The 13,650-nt window shown below is 70.8% G+C and carries 13 protein-coding genes; 9 read left to right on the plus strand and 4 right to left on the minus strand.

Going from position 1 to position 13,650, the window contains the following annotated elements; all coding sequences use genetic code 11:
- The 9 genes from VGH85_21245 to VGH85_21285 form a co-directional block, all read left to right on the plus strand.
- The coding region (locus VGH85_21245) for a peptide-methionine (S)-S-oxide reductase (GenBank protein HEY2176341.1) at window positions 1–283 on the plus strand (283 nt) is incomplete at its 5' end.
- Between the two features lie 64 nt (window positions 284–347).
- On the plus strand, window positions 348–866 hold the full coding sequence (locus tag VGH85_21250; protein ID HEY2176342.1) for a methylated-DNA--[protein]-cysteine S-methyltransferase: 519 nt from the start codon (window positions 348–350) through the stop codon (window positions 864–866).
- A 158-nt stretch (window positions 867–1,024) separates the two neighbouring features.
- Window positions 1,025–2,008 carry a sensor histidine kinase gene (locus tag VGH85_21255; protein ID HEY2176343.1) on the plus strand — a complete coding sequence of 328 codons (984 nt, stop codon included), beginning with the start codon at window positions 1,025–1,027 and terminating at the stop codon, window positions 2,006–2,008.
- Window positions 2,009–2,053: 45 nt separating this feature from the next.
- A complete protein-coding gene (locus VGH85_21260) occupies window positions 2,054–2,440 on the plus strand; it encodes an STAS domain-containing protein (GenBank protein ID HEY2176344.1) in 387 nt (128 codons plus the stop codon).
- A 147-nt stretch (window positions 2,441–2,587) separates the two neighbouring features.
- On the plus strand, window positions 2,588–4,516 hold the full coding sequence (locus tag VGH85_21265) for an N-acetylmuramoyl-L-alanine amidase (protein HEY2176345.1): 1,929 nt from the start codon (window positions 2,588–2,590) through the stop codon (window positions 4,514–4,516).
- 34 nt (window positions 4,517–4,550) lie between these two features.
- The gene (locus VGH85_21270) at window positions 4,551–5,426 is read left to right on the plus strand and encodes an aldo/keto reductase (protein HEY2176346.1); all 876 of its coding nucleotides are present in this window, start codon (window positions 4,551–4,553) and stop codon (window positions 5,424–5,426) included.
- Between the two features lie 63 nt (window positions 5,427–5,489).
- Entirely contained in the window at window positions 5,490–6,344 is an 855-nt protein-coding gene (locus tag VGH85_21275; GenBank protein ID HEY2176347.1) for a DNA-formamidopyrimidine glycosylase family protein, read from the plus strand.
- Window positions 6,345–6,390: 46 nt separating this feature from the next.
- Window positions 6,391–7,236 carry a helix-turn-helix domain-containing protein gene (locus VGH85_21280; protein HEY2176348.1) on the plus strand — a complete coding sequence of 282 codons (846 nt, stop codon included), beginning with the start codon at window positions 6,391–6,393 and terminating at the stop codon, window positions 7,234–7,236.
- Window positions 7,237–7,277: 41 nt separating this feature from the next.
- Complete coding sequence (locus VGH85_21285; protein ID HEY2176349.1) at window positions 7,278–8,531, plus strand: Gfo/Idh/MocA family oxidoreductase; 1,254 nt, start codon at window positions 7,278–7,280, stop codon at window positions 8,529–8,531.
- Between the two features lie 23 nt (window positions 8,532–8,554).
- On the opposite strand, the gene VGH85_21290 is transcribed toward VGH85_21285, so the two are convergent.
- The 4 genes from VGH85_21290 to VGH85_21305 form a co-directional block, all read right to left on the minus strand.
- Window positions 8,555–9,334: a phytanoyl-CoA dioxygenase family protein gene (locus VGH85_21290; protein HEY2176350.1), complete on the minus strand. Its 780-nt coding sequence runs from the start codon at window positions 9,332–9,334 to the stop codon at window positions 8,555–8,557.
- Between the two features lie 36 nt (window positions 9,335–9,370).
- The gene (locus VGH85_21295) at window positions 9,371–10,450 is read right to left on the minus strand and encodes a Gfo/Idh/MocA family oxidoreductase (GenBank protein HEY2176351.1); all 1,080 of its coding nucleotides are present in this window, start codon (window positions 10,448–10,450) and stop codon (window positions 9,371–9,373) included.
- A 39-nt stretch (window positions 10,451–10,489) separates the two neighbouring features.
- Window positions 10,490–11,569 carry a Gfo/Idh/MocA family oxidoreductase gene (locus VGH85_21300; protein HEY2176352.1) on the minus strand — a complete coding sequence of 360 codons (1,080 nt, stop codon included), beginning with the start codon at window positions 11,567–11,569 and terminating at the stop codon, window positions 10,490–10,492.
- A gap of 92 nt (window positions 11,570–11,661) precedes the next feature.
- Window positions 11,662–13,647, minus strand: a complete 1,986-nt coding sequence (locus VGH85_21305; protein ID HEY2176353.1) for a hypothetical protein — start codon at window positions 13,645–13,647, stop codon at window positions 11,662–11,664.
- Between the last annotated feature and the right edge of the window lie 3 nt (window positions 13,648–13,650).

The raw sequence follows: 13,650 nt of genomic DNA on the forward strand, positions 1-13,650 counted from the left end.
GGGCAATGACGTCGGCAGTCAGTACCGGTCGGCGATCTACTACACCGACGACGAGCAGCGGGCGAGCGCGGAGAAGTCGCGTGACGTCTACGGAAAGCGGCTCGCCGACGCCGGATACGGCGCCATCACGACCGAAATCGCCCCGGCCGGCCCGTTCTACTACGCCGAGGACTACCACCAGCAGTACCTCTTCAAGGTTCCCAACGGCTACTGCCCGGTGAACGCAACCGGCGTCTCCTGCCCGGTGGGCCTCGACACCCCGGCGTCCACCGACCAGGCCTGAGCTCGACGACATACCCGTGACCTGCTCGCCCGCGCCCCGCTCGATCGCCTGGTCGATCCTGCCTGTGCCGGCCCCCATCCGGGAGCTGACGATCGGCACGTCCGATGCCGGGGTCGTCTACGTCGGCTTCGGCGACGGCCTGCGGTGGTTGACGGTGGCCGCGCGCCGGGTGGGTGCGGACCTGATCGGCGACCGCGACCGGACCCGGGTGGTGTGCCGGGAGGTGACCGAATATCTCGGCGGCGACCGCACGGACTTCACCGTGCCGGTCGACTGGTCACTGACATCGGGGACCCAGCGCACGGTCCTGATGTCGTTGCAGGAAACCGTCGGATACGGCACCACCGCCACCTACGGCGAGTTGGCGGTCCGCAGCGGTGCCTACGGCGCCGAGCTCGGAGCGCACGCCGCCCGCGGGGTCGGATCGATCATGGGGTCCAACCCGATCCCGCTCGTCGTGCCCTGTCATCGCGTCGTCGCGGCCGACGGACTCGGTGGGTTCGGCGGCGGACTCGAGGTGAAGCGGTGGTTGCTCGAACTCGAGGGAGCTCTGCCGGCGACGCTGGCGTTTGACCTCGCCTAAGTATTTTGTCCGCGCTGTCGTGGAATCCGTGAAATCTGCGCGAATTTCTTTCGTGGCCCGTTTATCTTCCACCGAATTGGGCAGAACGGAAGCGGTACCGCAGCACGGACAGATTTCGCATTGCTCCGTGTCGGAAAGCGGTGACCGGGGGGCACGGGGTGAGCACGGTATGGCAGTCGGAAGCGCCGATGCGCGCGACCGGCTTTCGCCATGAGGCCCTCCTCTACGCCGGATCCGACCAATTCCGCGACGCCGCAGCGTCCTTCATCCACGCCGGACTAGCGGCCGACGAGCGCGTGCTGGTGATGGTGCCGGGCACCAAGATCGATCTGGTGCGGTCGGCCGTAGACGGGCACGACCCCCGGGTTTCCTACGCCGACATGACCGAGGTGGGCCGCAATCCGGCCCGGATCATCCCGGCCTGGCGCGAGTTCGTCGGCTCCACCGCCGATGGCCGGCGGACGCGCGGGATCGGCGAGCCGATCTGGGCGGGTCGCACGCCTGCCGAGCTCGCCGAGTGCCAAGGACACGAATCACTGCTCAACGAGGCCTTCGGCGCCCACGAGCCGATGACACTCATGTGCCCCTACGACCTCGAGACACTCGACTCGTCGGTGATCGCGGCGGCCTACGCCAGTCATCCCGAGGTGGTCAGCAGCGACCAGACCACGACGAAGAGCCGCTCCTACACCGGATCCGAGGGCTGGCGCGCCATCAATGAGCGGCCGCTGCCGGAGCCCCCCGTCGCGCCCTTCGAGATGGAGTTCGACCTGGACCGACTCCGCGAGGTGCGGGCCTTCGCGAATCGGATCGCCGCCGACTTCGGCCTCTCCGACTGCCGTGCGAGCGAGTTCGTGCTGGCCGTCGACGAACTCGCCACCAACAGCGTGCGCCACGGCGGAGGTGGCGGCAGGATGCGCATCTGGCCGGACGCGGCTGATCTGGTTGGTGAGATCCACGACGCCGGCCGGATCGACCAGCCGCTCGCCGGCCGCGTCCACCCGTTGCGCAACGACGAGAACGGCCGGGGTCTGTGGCTGGTCAACCAACTCTGCGATCTCGTCGAGACCCGGTCCACCCCCACCGGCACGGTGATCCGGCTGCGCGTCTCCAGGTGTCCGGGTAGCGTCGACGGAGGTTGAGCAGGCAGCCGCGAGAAACATTCGACGGCGCGGGGGACCCACAGAATGCAGTCCGAGATCACATCGACGTCGCAGTCGGTGGACATGACCCTTGTCGACCTGCAGATCCGCAACGACCGCGGCCAGAGCCATATCTCCGTCAACGGCGAGCTCGACGCGTCCAGCGCCCGGCTGCTCGACGAGACGGTGGAGTGGCTGCGCCGTGACGGCCACCGGCGGATCACGCTCGATCTCGATGCACTGACGTTTCTGGACTGTTCGGTGCTCAGTGTCCTGATCCGGTCCCATCAGACGCTCCGGGCGGCCGGCGGTCAGCTGACCCTGATCCGTCCGACGGCGGCGGCCCGAAGGCTCTTCCGGCTCACCGGCGTCGACCGCGAGTTGGACATCCGCGCCACCGCCGCAGGCCGGTCGGCGGCCCTCGCGCGGTAGTCCGCTCCCTCCGGCTCCGGCAAATCCGTCGTCCGTGCTGAACTCCGTCGGCTCCGATCAGGCGTAGATTGCTGAGCCGTCCGGGCGCAACCAGAGCGAGCCATCCAGCGGGACTTGCCGGTGCCCGGGCGGGACGGAGCCCGCAGGATGAGCGTGCGTCACCGCCGTAGCACCGTCGGCCTGGCCGCTGCGGCGACCCTGGCGGTCGCCGCCGCGCTGTTCATGGCCGTTCCTGCCGCCGCCCGGACCGGCGACGCATCGCGGTCCGCCGCGCCACCCGCCGGCGAGCGGCAGCAGGCCTTCGCCCGGGCCGCCCGCGCAACCGGGGTGCCCGCGGCAGTACTGCTCGCGGTCGCCTACAACGAGTCACGGTGGGAGGAGCACGGCGGTGCCCCGAGCACGACCGGAGCCTACGGCGTGATGGCCCTGACCGACCTCCCGGCAGCGGCACCGACGGCCAAGGGCGACGGGCGCGCCGTACCGCGGTCCGCCCGCACCCTCACCTCCGCGGCGGATCTCGCCGGGGTCACCGGATCCGCGGCCCGCACCGATGACGCCGCGAACATCAGGGCCGGCGCGGCCCTGCTCGCCCACGATGCCCGCTCGCTCGGGCACGGACGGCTGCCGTCGACCGTCGCCGGCTGGTACGGCGCCGTCGCGGCCTACGCCGACACCCCGGCCCGGGCAGCGGCGACCACCTTCGCCGACGACGTCTACGCCACGATCCGTACCGGCGCGGCCCGCACCACCGCCGACGGTCAGGCCCTGACGCTCGCTGCTGAGCCGCACGCCCGGCCGGACACGGGGAGCGCGGCCGGACTGCACCTGCGCGCCGCCGCGCCGGCACCGAAGGCGGAATGCCCGCCCGACCTGCGCTGCAACGTCGTACCGGCGGCGTACCAATCGAACGATCCGCAGGACAAGACCAAGTACGGCAACTACGACCTCGCCGACCGGCCGCACACGATGCGCATCGACCACATCGTGCTGCACGACACGGAGGAGACCTACCCGTCGACGCTCAACACGTTCACCAACCCGGCGAACTCGGTGAGCGCGCACTACGTGATCCGGTCCTCGGACGGCCTGGTGACCCAGATGGTGCCGACCAGGGATGTCGCCTGGCAGGCCGGCAACTGGTACGTGAACGTGCACTCGATCGGCATCGAGCAGGAGGGTTTCGCGGTCCAGGGCGCGCAGTGGTTCACCGAGCCGCTCTACCGCTCCTCCGCCCGGCTGGTCCGCTACCTCGCCGCGCGGTTCGGCGTGCCGCTCGACCGGCAGCACATCATCGGTCACGACAACGTGCCCGGCACCACCCCGGCCACCGTCGCCGGGATGCACTGGGACCCGGGCCCGTTCTGGGACTGGGGCCACTACCTGGCGCTGCTCGGCCGGCCCATCCGGCCGACCGGGGGTCCCGGCAGCCCGGTGGTGACGATCGACCCGGTCTTCGCGCACAACACCCAGACCGTGACCGACTGCGAGGTCAAACCCCCTGCCCCGGTGCCGGCGCAGGCGTCGAGCTTCGTCTACCTGCACACCGGGCCGGACGCCACCTCGCCGCTGGTCTCCGACCCGGCCCTGCATGCGAGCGGGCCGGGCACCTCTTGCGCGGCCGACTGGGGCGACAAGGCGAGCGCCGGCCAGCAGTTCGTGGTGGCCGACCGGCAACCCGGCTGGACCGCGATCTGGTGGGACGGCGTCAAGGCATGGTTCGCCGACCCCGCGGGTGGCGACCGGGCGTCCGTGCCCTCGTCCAGTGCCGTCGTCGTACCGAAGCCGGGCCGGGATTCGGTCGCTGTCTACGGTCGGGCCTATCCTGAGGCGTCGGCGTATCCGGCCGCGATCCCGGTGCAGGACGTCGTACCACTGCAATACGTGATCCAGCCCGGCCAGGCCTATGTGACCACCGGGCCGGTGCCCACCGACTACTACTACGCCAAGACCATCGACTCCAGCCTGCCGGGCGACCACACCGACGTCGTCGGCCACGACAGGTACCTGGAGATCCAACTCGGCCACCGGATCGGCTTCGTCAAGGCGGACGACGTCGACGTGCGCCCGGCCGGCTGATTCCCCGTTCGATCCGATCGAGAAGAGGACCCGCGTGACCACGGACAACGCTCCGACCCCCGCCGGCCCCGCCACGTCCAGCGGGACCTTCGCCATCGGCGGTGACCTTCCGGTCACCCGACTCGGCTACGGGTCGATGCGCCTCACCGGCCAAGGGATCTGGGGCCCGCCCGTCGACCCGGAATCGGCCAGGGCGGTGCTGCGCCGCGCGGTCGAGCGCGGCGTCGACCTCATCGACACCGCCGACTCCTACGGCCCGGCCGTCGCCGAGGACCTGATCCGGGAGGCGTTGCACCCCTACGACGGGGTGACCGTCGCCACAAAAGGCGGGCTGGTGCGGACCGGCCCGGAGGAGTGGCACCCGCTCGGCCGCCCCGAATATCTGCGGCAGTGCGTGGAGATGAGCCTGCGCCGGCTCGGGCTGGAGCGCATCGACCTCTACCAGCTGCACCGCATCGACCAGACCGTCCCGCTCGCCGACCAGCTCGGCGTACTCAAGGAGATGCAGGGCGAGGGCAAGATCCGCCACATCGGCCTGTCCGAGGTGACCGTCGCCCAGATCGAGCAGGCCCGGAATCTGGTCGAGGTCGTCAGCGTGCAGAACCGCTACAACCTCGCCCACCGGACGCACGACCCGGTGGTCGACTACTGCGCCGACGAGAAGATCGCCTTCATCCCGTGGTTCCCGCTCGAGGTGGGGTCGCTCGCCGCGCCGGACGGGCCGCTCGCCGACGTCGCCCGCACCTATGACGCCACCCCCGGGCAGCTGGCCCTGGCCTGGCTGCTCGCCCGGTCACCGTCGATGCTCCCGATCCCGGGTACGTCGTCCATCGACCACCTCGAGGAGAACATCGGCGCCGCGAGGATCGAGCTGTCGACCGCGGCCCTGGCCACCCTGGCCGACCTGTAGCGGCGACGGGGACGGGCGGATTCCGTTACGGCGGATCGGTCCGGCGGGTGCCACACTGGTCGGGTGCCCGAACTCCCCGAAGTCGAAGCGCTCGCCGGCTTCCTGCGCGAACGCGCGGTCGGCCGGGTCGTCGCGAGCGCCGACCTCGTCGCGATCAGCGCGCTGAAGACCTTCGACCCGCCGCTGTCCGCGCTCCCCGGGCTCGAGGTGACCGGAGCCGGCCGGTACGGGAAGTTTCTCGATCTCGACGTGAGCGGCGTGCACCTCGTCGTCCACCTCGCCCGCGGCGGCTGGCTGCACTGGCGGGAGAAGCTGCCGCCGGCTCCGCCCCGCCCCGGGAGGGGACCGCTGGCACTGCGCCTCAGACTGGACGACGACTCGGGCTTCGACCTGACCGAGCAGGGCACGAAGAAGGGACTGGCCGCCTACGTCGTGCGCAACCCGGCCGAGGTGCCCGGTATCGCCCGGCTCGGCATCGACGCGTTGGACCTCACCACCGAACGGCTCACCGCGCTGCTCACCGGCCAGCGTGGCCAGCTCAAGGGGGTGCTCACCGACCAGTCGCTGATCGCGGGCATCGGCAATGCCTACTCCGACGAGATCCTGCACACCGCCCGGCTGTCGCCGTTCAAGTCGGCCGGGAAGTTGAGCGAGCACGAGACGATCGTGCTCGCCGACGCGATCTCGAGCACCCTGCGCGACGCGGTCGCGCGATCGGCCGGCCAGAAGGCGGCGACGCTCAAGGCGGAGAAGCGCTCGGGGCTCGCCGTACACGCGCGCAACGGTCTGCCGTGCCCGGTGTGCGGCGACACGGTGCGCGAAGTCTCCTACGCCGACAAGTCGATGCAGTACTGCCCGACGTGTCAGACCGGTGGTCAACTGCTCGCCGACCGACGGCTGTCCCGGCTGCTGAAATAGCCCTGCTCTGGACGCTCGTCGCGAACAGGGGCATGATTTCCTATTCGTGACGGGGATCCGCGAGTCGACTGCTCCGGATTACCTCCGGATTCGTTGCTGGCGCGAGATCGCGGATGCGATGGTGGCGCCGCACTGCCACGACGACCTCGAGATGGTGCTCGTCGACGGCGACGAGTGCGCCCACTACCACCATCTCGGTCGTCTGGTGCCGCTCGTGCCCGGCCAGATGACGATCTTCTGGGCGACCTATCCGCACAACCTGGAGCGGCGCAGCTCCGGAGTGGTCCTGCGCCGGGTGATGGTTCCGCTGGGGCTCCTGCTGTCCTGCGATCTGCCCGGGCACCTCGTGGCCGGGCTCCTGGCCGGCCAGGTTCTGTCGGCCGACGTCGATCTGGTCGCGATGGAGAGCAAGTTCGTCCAGTGGGATGTGGACTCGGGCTCGGTCGACGGCGCGGACCGCATGGCGATGCTGCTCGAGATCACCGCATGGCTGCAGCGCATCGCGCCTGATCTCGCGCCGGCCACGGGCGAGGCGAGGACCGCTCCCGTCGCCATCCGCCGGCGCGGACTCGAGGTCGTCTCCTCGATGGTGCGTTACATCGTCAGCCATTTCCACGAGCCGATCGGCGTGACCGACGTGGCGAAGGCGGTCGGTCTGCAGCCGCAGTACGCGATGCGGCTGTTCCGGTCGATGATCGGCCACACGATCACCGAATACCTGGCCCGCTACCGCATCGCGGAGGCGCAGCGGCTCCTCGTGGCTACCGGGGCCAACATGGCCGATGTCGCCTTCGCCGCAGGCTTCGGCTCGGTCAGCCAGTTCTACGACCATTTCCGGTCCACCTGCGGACAGACACCGCGCCAATACCGACTAGGAATGCGAGCCCTGTGACATCAAGCCCTGTGACATCAAGCCCTGTGACACCAAGCAGTGTGATCTCACCAACCGATCGCCCCATCCGTCTGGGAATCGTCGGCTGCGCCCGCATCCTGCCCGCGCACCTGCGCGGGATCGCCGGTCTGCAGGCGGTCGGATTCGATCCCGTGCGGATCACCGCGCTGTGCGCCCGCCGGATTGACGACGCCGTCATGTTCCGGCTACGGGGCGAGGGACCTCCGCCGCGCAGCCCGGCATCGAGCAATGAGATGGATCCGCTCGGCGCCCCGCACCGTTACGTGAGTGACCTCCACCCAGACGTGCTCCCCGAGGTCTTCGACGACTGGCGGAGCATGCTCGACGCCGACGTCGTCGACGCCGTACTGGTGCTCGCGCCCGTCGGCCTGCACCACGAGATCGCACTCGCCGCGCTGTCCGCCGGTAAGCACGTGCTCCTCGAGAAGCCGTTCGCCATCTCGGTGCGGGCGGGGCACGCCATCGCCGCCGAGGCAAGGCGCCGAGGGCTGGTCGCCGGCGTCGCCGAAAACATCCGCTACTCGACTCGGACCCGGGCGCTGCGCTGGGTCCTCGACGAGGGGCTGGTGGGCACGCCCCAGCTGTGGCTGTCCGGAGGCGTCGGCGGCGAATGGGCGCCGGACCGGATCGTCGCGCACACCTCCTGGCGGCACCGCAAGATCGAGGGCGGCGGCGGCCCCGCCCTCGACCACGGCGTCCACCTCATGCACCAGATCCGCTACCTCATGGGGCCGATCGAGGAGATCAGCGCGCTCACCAAGATCCTCGAGCCGGTCCGCCGCGACGACGACCCGACCGCGACGGTGGTGAACGAACTCGAAGACCTCTACCTCGCGCAGTTCCGCTTCGCCGGCGGAGCCGTCGGCAGCACCTTTTCGAGCTGGGCCGGGCGTGGCGAGCGGTCCGGACTCGACGCCAGCCCGGTGATCTACGGCGACGCGGGCTCCATCAAGGGCGCCGAGGTGTCCGGTGACACCGGCCCGATCGGCAACGCGACCGAACTGCTCACGGCCAAGGCGCCCCCGTCCCTGCAGGAGACGCTCTTTCCCGGCGGCCTCACCGATGCCTTCGGCCTCGAACTACTCGACTTCACGCGCGCCATCGCGACGGGATCGCAGATGGAGGCGAGTGCCGACGAGGGGATCACCGATCTGGCGATGGCCTACGCGATCTTGGAATCGTCGTTCGCGGGCGGCCCGGTGCGGGTCGACGACGTCCGCTCCGGAGTGGTTGCCGGCTACCAGGCCGAGATCGACCAGCACTACGGGCTCTGAGCTGCGGGCCGCCCGCCCCGCGGCTACCCGAACGGCAACGGCTCGTAGCTCGCCCCGAACGGCGCGTCCGGCCGGTCGAACGGGCCCATCAGCGCGCGCCGCATCGGTGTCGTGCGCTTCAGGAAGTCGTCAGAGTTGTCGAAGCGGTCGGCGGCCCTGACCCACGGCGGGCTGTAGACGTAGTGCGCGGTGTAGCGGTCCCGGTCGCCGTCGTGCCGGAACGTGCGGTGCCACACCCCGTTGTGGAAGAGGAGCACGGAGCCCGCCGTCGCACAGATGACGTGCCCGATCGGCGTATCACCCTTCTGTTGGCGGATCTCCTCCGGAAGCGCGACCTGGCTGCGGTGGCTTCCCGGGATGAGCTCCATGTTGCCCATGCCGGGCTCGGTCTGATCGGTGAGCAGGAACGACGCCCGCAGCTGGATGAGCGGCACCGGGTAGCCGACCTGGTTGAAGTTGTAGGCGCTCGACCCGTCCTGGTGCCACCCGCCGACGCCCGCGTGCGCCGGCTGCATCGTGTTCCAACTGGCCTGCAGCAGGAAGCGGTCGCCGTACAGTCCGCGCACCTTGGGCAGGACGGCAGGGTGGTCGATGAGGCGCTCCAGGCTCGGCTCTGTCTCGTAGCCCCGTCCCAGCTGGCCGAATGCGCGGTCGCGATCCTTGTGCAGCCGCTCGGACGCCTCGTAGCACTCCGCCGCCTCGTCGGCGGAGAGTACGCCGGGGATCACGAAGTACCCCCAGGATTCGAAGACGAACTTGTCGAGCTCGGTGAACGGTCCGGGTGTGACCTGGGGGTTCAGCATCAGTGCTCCTGCTCGGTGTGCGCGATGTGTGCGGTGTCAGTCGGCGAAGGTCGCGAGCGGCAGACCGATCTGCCGGCCGCTCGCCATCGACGCCAGTCCCGCGTCCAGTATCTCCTGGGTGTCCCGGGCCAGCTGCGGCGAGACCATCCCCTCGAACGGCTCGTCGTTCAGGAGCGAGTAGGTGAAGTAGTCGGGTCCGGACGCGTAGTGCGCGGGCAGCGGCTCCGCCACGATCGTCTGCGCCTCTGTGGACACCCGCTCGCCGGACGTCCCCCTGTTGGCCACGCTGACCTCGTCGGGGCCGGTGAGCGCGATCGCGCCGTCCTCGCCGTAGATCACGGTCGGCATGCGTACGGGCACGGCCGGCTGAGTCCAGCTGCCCTCCACCACTGTGTGCCCGCGCGGATAGCCGAGGATCATCGTTCCGGTGTCTTCGACGGTGAAGAAGTCCTTGGAGTACCGTCCGCCGTGCGCGACGACATGGCTGGGTTGCCCCATGAACCACCTCGACATCGCGGCGCCGTAGGAGCAGAAGTCCACGGCGGCGCCTCCGCCGTTGGTCTCCCGGTCGATGAGCCAGCCCCAGCCGACCCGGCTGATCGGGCCGCGTGAGGCGAAGTCCTGCGGGGGACCGCCGTGACCGGCGCGGTGATAGATCCCGAGCACCCGTCCGATCTCGCCCCGGTCGACCAGCTTCTTGGCGGTGTGGATGCCGCCCCGCCAGTTGGTCGGCCAGTTCACCATCAGCCGAACGCCGTGGCGGGCCGCCGTCGTCGCCATCTGCTCGGCGAGCGCCACGTCGGCCGCCATGGGCTTCTCCTTCATGACGTGGACGCCGCGCACGGCCGCGTCGGCGACGACCTCGGCGGCCCGCCGGTTGTCGGCGCACGTCACGATCGCCTCAGGTCGTGCCTTGTCGTAGAGCTCGTCCGACGTGCTGAAGGCGGCGACGTCCGGATATTCCTTCATGAAGAACTCGCGCAGTTCCTGGTCGGCTATCGAGATGCCGGCGACCTCGGTGGTCGGGCTCTTCAGCGCCGATTCGAGCAGACCTTTGAAGTGCAGGTGCTCACCGCCGACGAAGGCGAGGCGGATTCGACGGGATGATGTGGCCATGCTCAGGGTTCTCCTCACGGATCGGTCGGACGAGGGTTGCTATGCGGCGCTGATGCCGCTGCCGGCTCGCTCGCGGGACAGGTCGACGGGCTGGCCGCTGTCGGCCGACCGGTAGACCGCGTCGACGAGTGCGAGCGCATCGCGCCCGTCGGCCCCGGTGAGCTGCAGGGGCTGATCGTCGAGTACGGCGTCGACGAGGTGTGCCAGCTTCCGGTAGTGGAGCTCGCTCAGATGCGGCTCGACGGTGGTGATGTGCCGCCACCCGCGCACGTGCGCCGGCTCGCCGAAGGTGTTGCTGAAGACGTGGATCCCCGGCGACTCGCGGCGGGTCAGGATCGACCCCTCGGAACCGTCGATGGACATGGAGTGGTGACCGGCCGCCACCGCCCATGCGGCGTACCAGGAACCCATCGCGCCGCTGCGGAACCGCATGGTCGCCATGACGGTGTCCTCGACGTCGACGTCGGTAAGCAGCTCGTCGCCGACCTGGACGTCCGGCCGGAAGATGGCGCTGGTGGCATAGACGCTCTCGACCGGGCCCATCAGCCACAGGATCGTGTGCGCCGTGTAGATCCCCCAGTCCATGAGTACGCCGCCGCCGGCGAGTTCCTTCTTCAGGAACCACGGCACGCGGTGGGCGGACGGCCCGAGGCCGACCTGCGTCATGCCCATCGGGCGCCCGACGACACCCTCGTCGATCAGCCGCCGGACGAGCGGGAGGCCGGTGCCGAACCGGTGCTGGTAACCCATCGCGAACTTCACGCCGGCCTGCTCGGCCGCGTCGACCATGGCGTCGGCCTCGGCGAGCGTCGGGGCGATCGGCTTCTCGCACAGGATGTGCTTGCCCGCCTTCGCCGCGGCGATGACCGGCTCGGCATGCGCCGTCGGCCAGGTGGTCACGGTGACCGCTTCGACCTTGGGGTCGTCGAGGAGTTCCTGGTAGCTGCCGTAGGAGTGCGCGATGTCGAAATCGTCGGCGGCCTGCTTGGCCTTCGCCGGGTCGATGTCGGCGACGGCCACGAGGTCGACTCGGGGATTCCGTTTGAGGTTGGGCAGATGGGCGAAGCGCGAAATGCCGCCGGCACCGATGACGCCTACCCCTAGGGTGCGCTCGGTCATGTCGAGTTCCTCCTCTGTGGCCCGGGGGGCCCCGGGCAGCTTGAGAAGAAACTTACGGACCTACGATCGCTGAATCTTCCGGGATCTTGACGTTATCCGCCGGAACCGGCCGCGTCGGGGAGCAGATACTCATCGGCGTCGCGCTGCCCGGCCTGGAAGGCGTCACTGACCTCGGCCGGCCCGAGCGTCCTGCCGATCGCGCTGCCGGCCGCGGTCTGCTCCAGCAGGCGGTGCACGAGCAGTTTCGAGGCCCGCTCCTCGGCGGCACCGATGGCGCGGCTTTCAGTCCGGCGGGCGGCGGCGTGCGTGGCGAGCGGGTGGGTGTAGTAGCGCGACAGCAAAGCATCGGCGGCCCGTGAGACCGCGAACCCCCGCGCCGCTCCGATGACGACCCCGACGTCGGGGCCCGGGATCATGCCGACGGCGATCTGGGCCAGGTGGAGCCACACCGTCCGGTTGCGCAGGCGGGCCTGCTCGTCGATGTCGGCACGTCGCGCTGCATCGGTCAGCGCCATCTGGTGCAGTGCCGACAGCCGGCCGTAGTTCTTGGCGAGCGGCCGGGCCGGGCCGGCCCGGCCGTCGCCGCGGACCGCGGTGAGCAGCGCCTGGGCGTAGCCGAACTGGTGGGCGAAGAGGGTCGCCGTACCGCGCTCGGCGTGCATCGTGACGAAGAGTGCCCGGGCGAGAGCGATCCGGTCGAAGCGGGGGTGCGGGCCTGCGCCGAGCCGCGGCGGTGCCTCGTCGATCTCGGTGCCCGCATCGATCGAGCGGTCGATCAGCCCTTGGTTGACGTCGTCGATGTAGTGACCGAGCAGCCGCCCGAGGCCGGGCGAGACGCCGACCGGCATCGACCGGTAGGAGGCGCCGACAGCGGCCACCGTGGTCTCGGCGATGCGGCTGGCGGTCGCGTCGTGTGCGGCGTAGGTCGCAGCCAGAGCGGTGCCGAGGGCCGCGCCGCCGTCGTCGGGCCAGGCGCGGGCGAGCAGATGGGCGACGATCCCGGGTCGCCCGAGCACCCGCCGGGCCGCCGTGCCGTCGGTCGACAGGGCGTGGAGCGCGCCCGCGACCGGGTCGTCGCGGGGCTGCTGGATGCTGTAGCCGTGGTCGCCGTCGGCGGCCAGCATCGCCGGGACGATGGTCTCGAGCGCCGCGCTGCCGTAGCGACCGTGCCGGAGCGCGAGTCCGAGGCCCATCCGCAGCGCGTGCTGGTCGGGCCGGTCGATGCCCTCCAGCAGGCCGCCGAGCCAGCCCGGCGGCAGGGCGGCGGGATCGCGGCCGGCCGCCGCGAGCGCCGAGCCGAGGAAACCGAAGACGCGGTCGAGTGTCGACTGCTCGCGGGCGTCGTAGACCTCGGGGACGTCCGACGTGAGCAAGGCACGAAAACCGGCCGGACCGAGCGTGGCGAGCAGCGTCGTGGCGAAGACCGGGTCGTCGGCCCGGTCCTGGTACGCCGACATGACGGCCGCGCGTTGCTCGGGCCGCAGGCGCGGCCGCCGGTCGGGGTCGAGTCGGCGCGCGGCCTGGACCGCCTCCGCGGCGGCGGTGCCGGCCGCCCATGCCGGGAGCCGGGCGACCGCCAGGCGGTCGATGGTCGCCGACGTGATCGCGACCGGCGCAGTGATGCCCAGGCGGCCCAGCGTCTCGCGCAGCGCGAACGCCGTCCGGGACGCGGCGGTCGCGAGGTCCACGTCGACCCAGCGGCGCCGGCTGTGCAGGCCCGCGATCGTCGCGGTGTCACCGTCGAGGAGCGCGGCGGCGTAGCACCGGCGGAGCAGGCGTACCTCGGCGCGGGCGTGCAGGACGGCGCGGCGGTAGCCGAGTAGCGCGCCGCCGGCGGTGAGCAGCGCATCACCGGCCTCGTCGGCGAGCGCGCCGAGCCCGGCCAGCTCGGCCAGGGCGGCGCGGCCGTCGCTGCTGTCCCAGCCCGGGTCGGGTGCGGCTGCGGCGAGGTGGAGCACACGCGCGGGTTCGGCGATGTCGGATCCGGCGGCAGCGGCCGCCGCGGCGATCATCGCGACGACGTCCGGGTCGTCAGGTGGATAGGGGAAGGCGGCGGTCGCCGCCGCATCGTCGGCCACGAC

Source organism: Mycobacteriales bacterium (assembly GCA_036497565.1).
GTDB lineage: Bacteria > Actinomycetota > Actinomycetes > Mycobacteriales > QHCD01 > DASXJE01.